Source organism: Klebsiella sp. 141251 (genome assembly GCF_050600725.1).
Classification (GTDB): domain Bacteria; phylum Pseudomonadota; class Gammaproteobacteria; order Enterobacterales; family Enterobacteriaceae; genus Klebsiella; species Klebsiella aerogenes.
In genome coordinates this window covers 85,346-99,511 of the sequence record NZ_JAQIRG010000007.1, presented here as the reverse complement: position 1 = coordinate 99,511, position 14,166 = coordinate 85,346, and the positions used below count along the sequence as shown (strand labels likewise).

Below are 14,166 nucleotides of genomic sequence, written 5' to 3'. Positions count from 1 at the left end.
TAAGTAATGCTTAAGAGATAACGAACCGAATCACCGCTTTCACCGCAATCTCGCAGTGGTGTGAAACCATTGCTTCGTCGTCGATTTCAGGCAGCGGATCGTCGAGGTACAGGCTACTGAAGGTATAAAAATTCGATACCTGATAGAAGCTGAAGCTGCTAATCAGCCGGTGCACGTCGCGCGCCTGCAGACCGGCCTGGAAAATCCCCTGTTGCTGGCCGCGTTGTAAAATATCCTCGATTATCGACAACGCGGTACGGTTCAGCGGCTTCAGCTCCTCTGAGCCCTTGAGCCACTTCCCGCGCTGCATGTTTTCCATGCAGATAACCCGCATATAGTCGGCATGCGTGGCGTGATAGCGCACGCTCCATTTCACCAGTTGCGCCAGCGCCTCTACCGGCGGCAGATGCTCCAGCCCCAGCTGTTGTTCCGTTTCACGGATCTGCGCATACACATGTTGCAGTACCGCCTGGTACAGCTGCTCTTTGCTCTTGAAGTAGTAAACCACCATACGCTTGGTGGTTTGCGCCTCGATGGCGATCTGCTCCATACGCGCGCCGGGAAGGCCATATTCGGCGAACACGGTAATGGCGGCGGCGAAGATGCGCTCTTTCAGGGATTGTGCTTCATCATGAGCAACGAGGGACATAACGACTCCTTTTTCTGTGGAGACAAAAAATACACATAATGATCACAATTCAGCAACCAAATCTGGCGCCTGTGAACCAAATGATACATAGTCAGTGCTCATGTCGAATGATGACCCGAGGACTCTTATGTTGCGTTCCATCGCTACCGTTTCGATATCCGGTACTTTACCTGAAAAGCTGCACGCTATCGCCGCGGCCGGTTATCAGGGCGTTGAAATCTTTGAAAACGATCTGCTCTATTATACGGGCACGCCGCGCGATATTCGCAACCTTGCCGCTGAATTAGGGCTAAAAATCACGCTTTTTCAACCCTTTCGTGATTTCGAGGGCGCCAGCCGCGCGCAGTTTGCCGCTAACCTGCAGCGGGCGAAGCGGAAATTCGCCCTGATGCATGAATTAGGCTGCAACACCATGCTGCTCTGTAGCAACGTTCAGCCGGACTGTTCTGCCGATATCGAACTGCAGGTCGCCGACCTGCGCGCGCTGGCTGAGCTCGCCGAGCAGGAGGGGATTATCATCGGCTACGAGGCGCTGGCGTGGGGAACCCACGTCAACCGCTGGCGTCAGGCATGGGAACGGGTGCAGCGGGTGAACAGCCCGGCGATGGGCATTGTGCTTGATAGCTTCCATATTCTGTCGCTCGGGGATGATCTACAAGGCCTTGCCGCGGTGCCGGTTGAGAAAATCACCTTCCTGCAGTTGGCTGACGCGCCGTTGATGAAGATGGATGTCCTTGAATGGAGCCGTCATTTCCGCTGCTTCCCGGGCCAGGGGCAACTGCCGCTGGTGGAATTCGCCTGTGAACTGACGCGCTGCGGCTATCGCGGACCCTGGTCGCTGGAGATTTTCAATGACGGCTTTCGCGCCTCACCCAACGGCACCACGGCAAAAGATGGCTACCGTTCATTGCTGTGGCTCGAAGAGCAGACCCGTCGGCAGCTTGCGGATAGCGACGCGGCGTTATTTTCGCCACCTGCACTACCGCACTATGACGGTCTGGAGTTTATTGAGTTCGCCGCTAGTCCGGCGGAGTCTACCGCGCTAGGCCAGCGCCTGACGCAGTTGGGCTTTAAGCTTCAGGGCAAGCATCGTTCCAAGCAGGTTGCGCTCTGGCGCAATGGCGAGGCGCGGGTGATTGTTAATGCGCAGCCGCACAGCTGGGCCGACCATTTTCATCAGCGCCACGGTGTCTCATTGTGCGCGATGGCGCTACGGGTAAGCCGCAGCGCGCCGGTTGTGGAACGCGCCCGCGCCTACGGTTATGCCACCTGGCAGGGGGATGCGGGGCCAAATGAGAGTTCGATCCCGGCGGTTTGCGCTCCGGATGGCAGCCTGATCTACCTGGTCGAAGCCGGTGACGATATCTACGCCCGCGATTTTCATTTACAGGCAGCGGCGCCGCGCGACGACTACCGCGGTATTGACCATCTCGCGTTAGGCATGGAGGCCGAGAGCCGCGACAACTGGATTATCTTTTTCCGTACGGTTTTCGGCTTCAGTCTCGAACATGAACAGACGTTGCCTGACCCGTATGGACTGGTGCGCAGCCTGGCGGTTCATAGCCCGCAGGGCGATATTCGTCTGGCGCTGAATATATCGCAAAGCCGAGCCACGCAGATTGCGCGTTCGGTCGCCTGTTATCAGGGGGCCGGGCTGCAGCACGCCGCTTTTGCCTGTCGCGATTTACCCGTAACGCTCGAAAGTCTGCCGCAGGCTGCGCTGAACGCGCTGCCTATCCCGGCGAATTACTATGAGGATCTGCTGGCGCGCTTTGGCGAAGAGCCGCAGGTAGAGACATTGCAGCGCCTGCAAATTCTCTACGACCGTGACGCCCGCGGCGGCGAATTCCTGCATCTTTATACCCGTCCATTCGTGGCGGGGCGCTTCTTCTTCGAATTGACCGAACGGCGTGACGGTTACGCCCAGTACGGCGCGGTAAATGCCGCCGTCCGCCTTTCGGCCATGCAGTACAGTTAAACGTAGCAAATGGTTCACAACACAACATCACAAACACAATAACAACATTCATCTGTACTCAAGACAGGAAACGACTATGAATTCTTATAGCCATAACCAGGCGACGGCGGCGGATACTGCGACTACCGCGCCTCGCTCCCGGCGGCGTATCGGGATCCTGGCGCTGCTGGCCGTCGGCACGATGATTAACTATCTCGACCGCACGGTGCTCGGTATCGCAGCGCCGAGACTGACCGCCGAGCTCGGCATTGATGCCGCCATTATGGGAATTGTCTTTTCGGCCTTTGCCTGGACCTATGCGCTGGCGCAAATTCCCGGCGGTATTTTCCTCGATCGCTTCGGCAATAAGGTGACCTATTTTCTCTCCCTGGCGCTGTGGTCGCTGTTCACTTTATTTCACGGTATGGCAATTGGCTTGAAAACGCTGTTGCTGTGTCGTTTTGGGCTTGGCGTCAGTGAAGCGCCCTGTTTTCCGGTTAACAGCAGGGTAGTGAGTACCTGGTTTCCGCAGCAGGAGCGCGCGAAGGCCACGGCGGTCTACACCGTCGGCGAATATCTCGGGCTGGCCTGTTTCTCGCCGCTGCTGTTCTGGATTATGGGCAGCTTCGGCTGGCGCGCGCTGTTTATTAGCGTCGGGGTTGTTGGCATCCTGTTCGCGCTGGTCTGGTGGCGTTGCTACCGTGAACCCCATCAGGATAGCCGCCTGAGCGACAGTGAACGCGAACATATTCTTCGCGGCGGCGGACTGGCTAGCGCGCAGCAGCAGCAAAACGCTTTTAGCTGGCCGCTGGTGCGCCAGCTGGTGGCAAAACGACAGGTGATTGGCGCCAGCGTCGGTCAGTTTGCCGGTAACACCGTGCTGGTCTTTTTCCTGACCTGGTTTCCAACGTATCTGGCGACCGAGCGCCACATGGCGTGGTTGAAAGTAGGCTTCTTCGCCATCTTGCCGTTTCTCGCCGCAGCGGGTGGCGTGCTGTTTGGCGGCTGGCTCTCCGACAAGCTGTTGAAAGCCACCGGTTCGGCCAATCTGGCGCGTAAGCTGCCTATCGTCGTCGGGCTGATGATGGCCAGCAGCATTATTTCCGCCAACTGGCTGCCGAGCGACCTGGCGGTGATCCTGATGATGTCTTTTGCCTTTTTCGGTCAGGGTATGGTTGGCCTTGGCTGGACGCTAATCTCCGATATCGCGCCGCAGGGGATGGGCGGGATAACCGCCGGCATCTTTAATTTTTGCACCAATCTGGCGGGGATCCTCACGCCGCTGATTATCGGTTTTATCGTTGCCGCTTCCGGTAGTTTTTTCTACGCGCTGGTCTATATCGGCGGCGCGGCGCTGCTTGGCGTGGTGGCGTATCTGTTTATTCTTGGCGATGTCAAACGCATCGAACTTTCGCAGTAACGACAGGAGTAGGGCATGATCATTAGTGGTCATACGCGGCTGATAGCGCATCTTGGTTATCCGACCGCCAGTTTTAAAGCGCCGATGATTTATAACCCATGGCTGGCCCATTGCGGGGCGGACGTCAAAGTGGTGCCGATGGGGGTGAGGCCGGAGGATTACGCGGCGCTGGTGCCAGCGCTGTTTTCCATGACCAACATCGTCGGCGCGCTGGTCACCATGCCGCATAAAATGGCGACCTGCGGGTTGGTCGACCAGCTGAGCCCGACGGCGGCAATCGCCGGCGCCTGCAATGCCATCCGCCGCGAAGCCGACGGCAGCCTGCGCGGCGATATGTTCGATGGCGCAGGCTTTGTGCTGGGGATTACGCGCAAAGGCTTTCAACCACAAGGGGCGAGGGCGCAGGTGTTCGGCTGCGGCGGCGTCGGCTCGGCGATTGCCGCATCGCTGGCGGGCGCCGGGGTCAGTACCTTGACGCTGTTCGACACCTGTGTAGCCGCCGCCGAGGCGCTGGCGCAGCGGCTGCATCAGCACTATCCACGTCTGGAGATCGTTCTGATGCAGCGCGATCCCGCCGCGCAGGATCTGGTGGTCAACGCCACGCCGCTGGGCATGAAAGCGGATGATCCGCTACCGCTGGATGTTTCGCGCCTGTCGCCGCGTACCTGGGTCGGCGAGGTGGTGATGAGCGTTGAATATACTCCGCTACTGCGGGCGGCGCAGGCGCTGGGGTGCCCGATTCAGCGCGGTACCGATATGCTGTTCGAGATGATCCCGGCCTATCTCGAGTTCTTCCAACTGCCGGTGGCGACGCCGGAACAGCTGCGCGAACGGGCGGAAATTCGCTACTGAATCAGCAAAAAAGGCGTTACCCTAGCGCTATATTCTCATCTTTATAGCGATTGTTGTGATGACCACTTCATTGACGCTGTTGGCGGCGGGAAGCCTGAAAAGCGCTTTCCTCCCGCTGCTGGCGCGATTTCAGCAGCTTAGCGGCATTCTGGTCGAGGCGCAGTTCGGCCCGGCTGGTCTGCTGCGCGAACGCATTGAAGGCGGCGAACGCTGCTCGCTGTTCGCCAGTGCGAATACCGAACACCCTCAGGCGCTGCTGCAGGCCGGGCTTGCGATAAACTGCTGTTCGTTTGCCGCTAACCGACTGATGCTGACCGTGCGCCGCACGCCTGATACCGATCGCGCTGACTGGCTGGCGTTACTGCACGATTCTCGGCTGCGGCTGGCGACCTCGACGCCGGGCTGCGATCCTTCCGGCGATTACACCTGGCAGCTTTTTGCCCGTCTTGAGGCCAGCTATCCGGGCCTCGGACGGACGTTGATGGCCCGGGCGCAGCAGCTGGTCGGCGGTCGGGCGTCGCTCACTGTACCGTCGGGCGCTACCGCAGGGGCATGGCTAATTGGCGAAGACTTTGCCGACCTGTTTATCGGCTACGCCCACTATGCGGTTCAGATGACGGAGAGCGCGCAGTTTCGCACGCTACTGATTCCCGAGCCGTGGAACATTCGCTGCGAGTATCAGCTGGCGCAAATTGAGGAGAGCGCTGCCGCGCGGCAGCTACGGCGCTATATAACCGCAGAAGAAGGGCAGATGTTTCTGCGCGCGGCAGGATTTTTGACCGTTAGCGATGGATCGTAAACTGCGGCGCCAGTAACGGCACTGCGCTACCGGGATGGTCGATTTTGTGAACCGGCAGGCCGTAGGCACGCTGCAGGTTCGCTTCGCTGAGTACCGCGAACGACTCTCCCGCCAGCCATTCGCCGCCGGGCAACAGCAGCAGGGTGTGGCTGGCTATCTGCAGAGCATGAGTCGGGTCATGGGTGGTGAATACCACGGTGCGCCTCTGCCGATGAGCAAGATTGCTAATCAGCTGTAATACAACCTGTTGATTAGCCAGATCCAGCGCCGAACAGGGTTCGTCTAACAGAATATTTTGACTGGCGCCGACCAGCGCGCGGGCAATGAGCACCAACTGCTGCTGGCCGCCGGACAGAGCGCGAAACACCTGATTGGCCAATGCGGCGATCCCCAGCAGCGCCAGCGCCTGTTGAACCTCCCGCTCATCTTCCGGCCCCGGCTGCGCGAACAGATCGACGAGTCGCGCGCGGCCCATCAGCACCACATCGCGTACCCGCCAGCCAAACGCCGGGCGGAACGATTGCGGCACGATGGCGATGCCGCCTTCTACGTTAAACTGCCCGCCGAGCGGCGGCAGGACGCCGGTCAGGGTATCCAGTAGCGTACTTTTGCCGCGACCGTTGGCGCCCAGTATCGCCCAGATTTCCCCGTGACGGCACTGCATGGACAGCGGGGCGAAGAGCGGCTGACGATGGCCGTAGCGCAGGGCGTTCAGTGATAATGAAATGTTCATTGGGCCACACCGCGGCGTTGGGACTGAATCAGTAAAAGGGTAAACAGCGGCGCGCCGAGCAGGGCGGTAATAATGCCAATCGGAATCTCCGCCTGGGTTAACGTGCGCGCCAGGTCGTCCACCACCACCATAAACGCGCCGCCTAGCCAGAATGCCGTTGGCAGCAGGCGGCGGTGATCGGCGCCGACAAGCAGTCGCGCCAGATGCGGAATAACCAGCCCGACCCAGGCGATGCTGCCGCTGACCGCGACCTGGGCGGCGACCAGCACCGCGCAGCAGACCAACACTCCGCGGCGCAACTTGACCACCGAAACGCCAAGACCGCGCGCATCTTTATCCTCCAGCGCCAGCAGGTTGATACGCCAGCGCAGCTTTAGCAGGATAACGGCGGCGACGGCGACCGGCAGCGCCATGGACAGCACTTTATGCCAGTTGGCGGTGGCAAAGCTGCCGAGCAGCCAGAAAACGATATTCGGCAGGGTTTCTTCCGTATCGGCAAGGTACTGCATCAGGCTGACCAGCGCGGCAAAGAAACCGCTGAGAATAATGCCGGAAAGGATCAGCGCCAGCGTGTTTTCACGCCCCTGCAGCGTGGCGATGAGATAAACCAGCGCCAGCGCGGCGAGGCCGAAGAAGAAGGTGCAACCCATCATCGATACGATGTCGAAGCCCAGCAGGATAGCAAGCGTGCCGCCGAAGGCGGAGCCGGAGGTTACCCCGATGATATGCGGGTCGACCAGCGGGTTATGGAATACGCCCTGTAACGTCGCACCGCATAGCCCCAGCGAGCCGCCGGCCAGCAGCGCCATCGCTACCCTGGGAAGTCTGACTGACCAGACGATCTGCCCGGCGACGCCGCTGCCGGGCGCGCCATGGGTAAGCTCATGAAGGACCTCATTCAGGCTGAGGTGGTACTGCCCCAGGCATAGTGAGGCGATAGCGATAAATAGCGTCGCCGCCGCCAGCCCGCCGTGCAGCAGCGCCCAGTGAAGGTTACTGCGCATTCGGCGTCCATTTCACGCGGTAGAAGCGTTGATAGTAATCCTGCGCTTTGGCATCGACATCGACATTCCGGTAGCGGGAAGGATAGAGCTTTTTCGCCATCCACAGCTCGCCTATCGCCAACGCCTCCGGCATCGGATAGCCCCAGGCCTTGGCGTATTCCGGCATCAGCCATACGCGGTGGTTTTTCACCGCGTCTATCGCTTGCCATTGCGGGTCGTTTTCAATCTGTTTGACCACCTGCGGATAGCGGTCCTGGACGAAGATAACCTCAGGGTTCCATTGCAGAATCTGTTCCAGCGAGACCTGGCGTGCGCCCTTGACCGTGGCGGCGGCGACGTTTAGCGCTCCGGCATGCTTCATCATCAGCCCGGTATATTTGCCGGAACCGTAGGTGTTGAGGTCCGGGTTGGCCATGTACACGCGCACCCGCTGGCTGTCAGGGATAGCGGCGACCGGGGCGTTAGCTTCTGCCCGCGCCGCGAAGGTGTAATCAATCAGCGCTTCGGCCTGGCTTTGGCGTTCGACCACTTCGCCAATCAGGCGGATCCCCTGTTTAAGGCCGTCGTTATAGGCCTGTTCTTCATTGGCCATTGTCGGGTTCATTTTGTTTTTCTCACCCGCCGCGTCCTGACGCAGGGATATCGCGACGACCGGAACCCCGGCGTTTTGGATCTGCTGGATCATCGCCTGCGGCGCGTAGTTAGCGACGAACACCACCTGCGGATGCAGTGCCAGCAGGCTTTCGATATTGACCTGAGTTAAATCGCCCGGCGTCGGCAGCTTTTCAATAGTGGGCATAAAGCGGAAAAACTGCGGCCCGAGCTGTTTTTTCCAGCTGCTTAACACGCCAACGATATCGTCGGCGGCATTCAACTGGACCAGGAGATTAAGCGTCTGGTGCTGCAGGACAACCGCGCGGGTGATGTGATCCGGCAGCGTAACCTGGCGGCCCAGCTGGTCGGTGACGGTGCGCTCGGCAAAAGCCTGGCTGGTGAACAGGCTGGCGCAGCACAACGTCAGCGCCAAAAGTAAACGGTGTGGTGACATGGATTGACCCGGTTGGATAAGAATAATCGATGTATATTAAATTATATAGCGGTGCCGGGTGCAAATAATTACTGCGTTCCCACCTTGTTATGGCCGGCAGCGAGCTTGAGGTCCCGCCGGGAACAAAGCATCCACATCTTGCGTATCGATGGGCTTTGGCCTACGGTAAATCCACCACCAATTTATTTACGCGCCGTTATGTCTTATCCATCCCGCTTATTAAGTGATATCCCCGGTATTCGCTACGCTTTTCTTGATGTGCACGAAACCGCCGCCTTTCCGTACAGCGAAATGGCGCCGGTGAAGTTGGTGCACGGCAATGTGGTTCATCACTATCAGGGGCCGCAGGCAGAGCGGCCGCACGCCGATGCGGTGTTTACGGCCCTGCGTGGGCAAAAGGTCGGCGTCGTTACCGCCGACTGTTTACCGTTATTGATGGCCTCGCGGGATGGGCGCTATGTTTGCAGCGTGCATGCCGGCTGGCGCGGAGCGGCGAGCGGCATTATTGAAAACAGCCTGGCGCTGTTTCACCAGCATCAGGTGGCGCCAGAAGAAATAGTGGTGGTCTGCGGGCCGCATATTCACGCCTGCTGCTATGAGGTTTCGGCCGAGTTTTATCAAACGCTGTTGACCATGCCGGCGGGCGAATTGATACGACGCTACAGCGACGAGCTCTTTCATCAGCGCCTCGCTCCGCCAGAAGCGGGGCAAGCGCGGGCTAGCGGTAGCGATAATCTGTGGTTCGATCTCCGCGCGCTGGCGCAACGGGTGCTGCAACAGGCCGGGGTGGCGGCGGAAAATACCGAATGGCTGGGGAGCTGTACCTACTGCACGCCGCAGGCGCTCGGCTCCTACCGTCGGCGCACCCATTTTCCGGCGGCCAAAACCTTCCAGTATTCATGGATTATGCGCGAATGAGATAAAATGATGTTTGCTGATGTGTAACATCGGCGCACGCTTGCTATCTCTACGGTCCTTCAAACAAGGAGGATCGTAAAATGAAAGCTAACTCAGTTGTACTGGCCCTGACCCCGCTGCTGGCCGCCAGCGCTTTTTCCGCCCATGCAGGACCGCAAGCCCAGGCGGTATGCGGCTACAGCCACACCCTTGGCGACGACGCGATTATGATGTTCGGTATGCCAAACCAGGCGATGTGGCATGATTTCTTCGGCAATATCCACACCGACGCGGTCTCAACCTATCAGACTCTGCGCGCGCAGCCGGAAACCACCTGTGATAACAAGGCCGACAGTTCTGCTTACTGGGCGCCGTCGATGAAGTTGCCGGATGGACAAATTGTCACTCCGGCTTATCAGAAAACCTATTATCAGGCGACCAAAGTCGAACGGTATCCGCTGCATCCTTTCCCGTCGGGGCTGGAGCTGCTGGCTGGCGATCACCACGGCTCCGCGCCGAGCTCGCGGATAACCTTCCTGTGCGCCAACGGTAAAGGCTATAGCAACAAAGCCGGTGAGGTTTGCGGCCTGCGTAAAGCGGGAGATGCGGTGCAGTTTAATATCGGTATTCAGTTCCCCAACTGCTGGGACGGCGTTAACCTCAAGCCGAGCCATGACCACAGCAATGCCGCTTATGATGTCAACGGCGCCTGCCCGGCCGACTATCCGGTAAAAATCCCGACGGTCAATATGAATATCGCCTACGTACTGCCGCAGATTACGTCTCTGGACACGGCGAAAATTGAGCTGTCGATGGACCCGGTTATGAATGGTGATAAACGTGAAGAGAAGTGGGGCAGCATCTATACCGCCCATGCTGATTTCATGAACGGCTGGACGGTAGAAGGGGCGCACTTCATGACCGAACACTGTATGAATGAAGGCATGGATTGCGGTACCAACGTGCCTTATAGCTTCTCGCTGGCGGAAGAAAACGCGGTGGTTGAGAGCGCGCAGCCGAATGTTAACTTCGGCGCGCCCGAAGCGCTGCAAATTTCCGATAACTGGAAGAACGGCGGCCGCACCAGCAACCCGGAAACCCTCACCCTGGTGAAGTTTAAAATCCCGGCGCTGCCTAAAGATCAGGATGCGTCGCTGTTTAAATATCGCCTGCGTCTGTACGGCGGTAAGGTTGAAACCAACGGCGCGGACCAGATCTTCTTCTACCCGGCCAGTAATGACTGGAGCGCGGCGAGCGTGACCTGGAAGCATCGCCCGACCTGCAGCTACAATTCAGATGCTCAACTGTATCTCAATTCATCACGTGAGTATCGGATGGTGGATATCGATAAAGCGGTACGTAAAGCGCTGGCGGAAGGGAAAACCGAGATCTCCTGGTACATCGGCGGCGATCGTCAGGGTAACCACTATCAGTTTGACGCCGCATCGGCGCAGAAGCAGCCGATCCTGATGCTGGTTGGTTTTAAAACCACCCCGGAAATTTAATTCACAATAAAGGTAAGTTATTCCCGGTGGCGATGTCGCCACCGGGTTTTTAACCTACAACACCTTAAAGCCGTGGGTGCCATCGCGCGCCAGCTGTTCCACCAGGCCAAACTCCCAGTCGAGATAAGCCTGCATCGTCTCTGCGGTGTTATCGGTTCCTTCATATGGCCGTCGGTAGCGATCGCTGCGTGCTGTCGCTAGATGCGTTTCGCCCTGTTCCAGCGCCAGCCCGGCATTAATCCACGCCAGCGTCCCGCCGCTTAACAGCTGTACCGCCTTACCGGTCAATGCCGCGACTTCAGGCGCGGCGTAGCGGGCCAGCAGACTACTGCCGCATGTGACAACGTAACGTTCGGCGGGAGGGATGACTTCCAGCGCCTGACGCAGCTGTGAACGCACCAGCCACCAGGCGCCGGGGATATGCCGCGCGACATAGTTCGCGCTGGTGGTGAAATCCAGTACCACGGTGCCGGGTTCGCGCAATTGTTCCGCTAACTGCGCTGGGGTTATCTCCTCAGCCCGCGGTGCCGGCGGTACGTTGGCGGGCGGAACGCCGCGTTCGCTCAATTGCTCCACGCGGACATCGCGTAATACCGCCACTTCCCAGCCCATCTGCGCCAGCCAGGACGCCGCGATCGGCGCGCGTATCTCATCATCGGCGACCAGCACAATCCGCGCTCCGCGTACGCTGGCATAATGATCGGTTTCCTGCACCAGCTGGCCGCCGGGGGCATTCACGCTGTGCGGCAGATGGCCTGCGGCATACTCCTCGGGGCTGCGAACATCAAACAGATAGGTGGTGCGGCTCGGCTGCTGTTGCCAGCGGGCTAAAGTAGGGGCATCAATGAAGGCCACGCCAGCGCGCTCGGCCAACTGCGTCACTGCAGCCACGCGTTGCGCTGAGGCGCGGAAATCGGCGTCGTAGCGCCGCTGCTGGCCGTGCTCGAGCTCCAGTCCGGCTAAGGTCCAGCCGATGGTGCCGTTGCGCAGCGCGTAAACCGGATTGGCTAAACCGGCATTACGTAGCGATTGGCTGCCGATAATGCTGCGGGTACGGCCGGCGCAATTAACGATAACCGGCGTTTGCTGCGATGGCAGCAGGCCTTCGATGCGTAACGCCAGCTCGCCGCCGGGCACGCTGATGCTGCCGGGAATATTCATCGTTTGATATTCATCAAAACGACGCGCATCGACCACCACGACCGGCTGTGGACCCTCGATCAGCGCCTTCACTTCCTCGGCGCTCAACGAGGGTGTCTGGCGCTCGCTCTCTACCAGCTCGCCGAACGCTTTGCTCGGTGAGTTAACGTCCTGAAAGAGCTCGCCGCCGCTACGCTGCCAGCCCGTCAGGCCGCCTGCCAGTAGCGCAACATCCTGATAGCCCCAGCGTTGCAGCCGCTTAACGGCCTGCTCCGCGAGACCTTCGCCATTGTCGTAGAGGGTAATTGGCGTCGTCAGGCGCGGTACGCGGCGAAAAATCTCCAGCTCCAGCTTGCTGAGCGGCAAATTAGCGGCAAACAGCGGATGGTTAGTGGCAAATGCGGCCTCTTCGCGAACATCGATGAGCGCCACTTCCGCGCCATCGATCAGCGCCTGGCGGACCTCGGCTGGCTGGCGGTAATTGTAATCAGGCATATGAATTATCCTTTGAGAGATCCCAGATATTGGGCAAGTGACGGTTGGAGTAACCGGAGACGAAAGGTTTGGCGATCCCATCCGCGCTATAAACCGCACGCCTGACGCCGCCGATGTTAGCGCCATAGACGTGAATACTGATTGAGACGTGGTCCGCGAGCGCGTTACTCACCCGATGAATATCGCCATCGCGGGAAGAGACTTTTTCTACTTTGCCGGCAGAAAGCCGTTCAGCAGGACCATTGGCGATCGGTAAACCGCGCTCGTCGAGTCGATAGCGCTGATTTTCCTCCGCGCCGCGCAACATACCGATGGCCCCCCATACCCGATGGTCGTGGATAGGCGTCGATTGCCCCGGTCCCCAGACGAAGCTGACAATCGAAAAGCGTTGGCCGGAATCGACATGCAGCAAATACTGCTGATAGTGGTGGGGATGCGGCAGGGTGTACTCTTCCGGCAACCAGTCATCTTTTTGCACCAGCGAAGCCAGGCGCACGGCGACGGCGTCGAGCAGGGTGGCCTCATCGGTAAACTGGCGATGCAGGGCATCAAGGTCTTGAATGAACTGGCGTAATTTTTCCACTCGCGGTGCGGTCATGGTGATTTCCTGTGGTCGGGACTGGTCATTACGCTAGCAAAGGCGTTAATATAATTAAAATGCAATTTCCGCATATATTAATATGCAAAAATCACATTAAGGATTGTATGCGTATCGATGACATTGATGCTCTGCTGGCTACCGTGCAGTTTTCCTCTCTGAATCAGGCGGCGGAATACCTTGGCATTACCCAATCGGCGATTACCCGTCGGCTTCAGCGTCTGGAGCAAACCCTCAATGTGACGCTGCTGGAGCGCCAGACCCGGCCCCTGACGCTCACCGCCGCCGGACATCGGGTGTATGAGCAGTGCCTGAGCATCAAGCGGGAAACCAAAAAGCTGTACGGGCTGCTCGATCCGGAGGCGGAGCCGCAGGGCGTTCTGCGTCTCGGCGTGCCGCAGAGCGTGGCGGAAATCGCCCTCCAGCCGGCGCTGAGCGCGCTACGCCAGCAGTTCCCGGCCCTTGAGCCGCAGGTGACCTGCGGCTGGAGCGGGCTGCTGCAAAAACGGCTGGAGAGCGTCGAACTGGATGGCGTGCTGGCGATGGGACCACAACAGCAGCGCTTTGCTGACGGCTACAGCGGGAGACTGCTGTGTCCGCTGGATATCGTGGTCATCGCGGCGAAAAGCTGGCGACTGCACGCCGGAGCGCTGCGCGACTGTGCGCAGCGAGGCTGGATACTCAATCCCGACGGCTGCGGCCTGCGGGCCGGGCTAATCCGCGAACTGCACTCGCAGGGGCTGCGGCTGGCGCTGAACGTCGAGACCGCCGGCGCCCAGTTGCAAATCAGCCTGGTGGCGCAGGGGCTGGGGCTTGGCCTGGTGCCTCGCGCCGCGCTGGCCGCCAGCCCGTGGCGCGATGAAGTGTCCACGCTTGCGCTCGCGGATTTTCAGCCGCAAGTGCATCTGTGGCTGGTACAGGCGCAGAATCTGGCTAACCTCAGCCAGCCGCTGACTTTTTTCGCCGGTAAAGTGGTCCAGCAACTTAATGCATCTGACTGATACATATATGTTATTTTTATAAATGCTTATCTTGCATATTAAGTTATGATAAAAATGCATTTTGCTCA

At 59.1% G+C, this 14,166-nt stretch carries 13 protein-coding genes; 7 read left to right on the top strand and 6 right to left on the bottom strand.

Annotation, left to right across the window (positions count from 1 at the left end):
- Window positions 1-10: 10 nt before the first annotated feature.
- Window positions 11-649, bottom strand: a complete 639-nt coding sequence (locus tag PGR09_RS16730; RefSeq protein ID WP_045396118.1) for a TetR family transcriptional regulator — start codon at window positions 647-649, stop codon at window positions 11-13.
- Between the two features lie 127 nt (window positions 650-776).
- Between PGR09_RS16730 and PGR09_RS16725 the strand changes: the two genes are divergently transcribed.
- From PGR09_RS16725 to PGR09_RS16710, 4 genes are all read left to right on the top strand, one after another.
- A complete protein-coding gene (locus tag PGR09_RS16725) occupies window positions 777-2,627 on the top strand; it encodes a bifunctional sugar phosphate isomerase/epimerase/4-hydroxyphenylpyruvate dioxygenase family protein (RefSeq protein ID WP_430916327.1) in 1,851 nt (616 codons plus the stop codon).
- 76 nt (window positions 2,628-2,703) lie between these two features.
- Complete coding sequence (locus PGR09_RS16720) at window positions 2,704-4,026, top strand: MFS transporter (protein WP_315710117.1); 1,323 nt, start codon at window positions 2,704-2,706, stop codon at window positions 4,024-4,026.
- Window positions 4,027-4,041: 15 nt separating this feature from the next.
- Window positions 4,042-4,878, top strand: coding sequence for a shikimate dehydrogenase family protein (locus PGR09_RS16715; protein ID WP_316423319.1), 837 nt, complete (start codon window positions 4,042-4,044; stop codon window positions 4,876-4,878).
- A gap of 55 nt (window positions 4,879-4,933) precedes the next feature.
- On the top strand, window positions 4,934-5,677 hold the full coding sequence (locus PGR09_RS16710) for a substrate-binding domain-containing protein (protein ID WP_430916326.1): 744 nt from the start codon (window positions 4,934-4,936) through the stop codon (window positions 5,675-5,677).
- On the opposite strand, the gene PGR09_RS16705 is transcribed toward PGR09_RS16710, so the two are convergent.
- The 3 genes from PGR09_RS16705 to PGR09_RS16695 are packed head-to-tail and all read right to left on the bottom strand — an operon-like array spanning window position 5,661 to window position 8,462.
- On the bottom strand, window positions 5,661-6,410 hold the full coding sequence (locus tag PGR09_RS16705; protein ID WP_047046668.1) for an ABC transporter ATP-binding protein: 750 nt from the start codon (window positions 6,408-6,410) through the stop codon (window positions 5,661-5,663). The two genes, PGR09_RS16710 and PGR09_RS16705, sit on opposite strands and share 17 nt — an antisense overlap.
- Complete coding sequence (locus PGR09_RS16700; RefSeq protein ID WP_063415807.1) at window positions 6,407-7,414, bottom strand: FecCD family ABC transporter permease; 1,008 nt, start codon at window positions 7,412-7,414, stop codon at window positions 6,407-6,409. Before PGR09_RS16700 ends, PGR09_RS16705 begins: the two co-directional genes overlap by 4 nt.
- The gene (locus tag PGR09_RS16695) at window positions 7,404-8,462 is read right to left on the bottom strand and encodes an ABC transporter substrate-binding protein (protein ID WP_430916325.1); all 1,059 of its coding nucleotides are present in this window, start codon (window positions 8,460-8,462) and stop codon (window positions 7,404-7,406) included. The genes PGR09_RS16700 and PGR09_RS16695 overlap by 11 nt, the downstream gene beginning before the upstream one ends.
- A 198-nt stretch (window positions 8,463-8,660) precedes the next feature.
- Between PGR09_RS16695 and PGR09_RS16690 the strand changes: the two genes are divergently transcribed.
- Window positions 8,661-9,380, top strand: a complete 720-nt coding sequence (locus PGR09_RS16690) for a polyphenol oxidase family protein (RefSeq protein WP_316423322.1) — start codon at window positions 8,661-8,663, stop codon at window positions 9,378-9,380.
- 80 nt (window positions 9,381-9,460) lie between these two features.
- The gene (locus tag PGR09_RS16685; RefSeq protein WP_348877074.1) at window positions 9,461-10,864 is read left to right on the top strand and encodes a DUF7594 domain-containing protein; all 1,404 of its coding nucleotides are present in this window, start codon (window positions 9,461-9,463) and stop codon (window positions 10,862-10,864) included.
- A gap of 54 nt (window positions 10,865-10,918) precedes the next feature.
- Here PGR09_RS16685 and PGR09_RS16680 read toward each other — a convergent pair whose 3' ends face one another.
- The gene (locus PGR09_RS16680; protein ID WP_430916323.1) at window positions 10,919-12,499 is read right to left on the bottom strand and encodes a rhodanese homology domain-containing protein; all 1,581 of its coding nucleotides are present in this window, start codon (window positions 12,497-12,499) and stop codon (window positions 10,919-10,921) included.
- Complete coding sequence (locus PGR09_RS16675) at window positions 12,492-13,097, bottom strand: cysteine dioxygenase (RefSeq protein ID WP_045396149.1); 606 nt, start codon at window positions 13,095-13,097, stop codon at window positions 12,492-12,494. Before PGR09_RS16675 ends, PGR09_RS16680 begins: the two co-directional genes overlap by 8 nt.
- A 107-nt stretch (window positions 13,098-13,204) precedes the next feature.
- On the opposite strand from PGR09_RS16675, the gene PGR09_RS16670 reads away from it, so the two are divergent.
- Entirely contained in the window at window positions 13,205-14,098 is an 894-nt protein-coding gene (locus tag PGR09_RS16670; RefSeq protein ID WP_045396152.1) for a LysR family transcriptional regulator, read from the top strand.
- The last annotated feature ends 68 nt before the right edge of the window (window positions 14,099-14,166 follow it).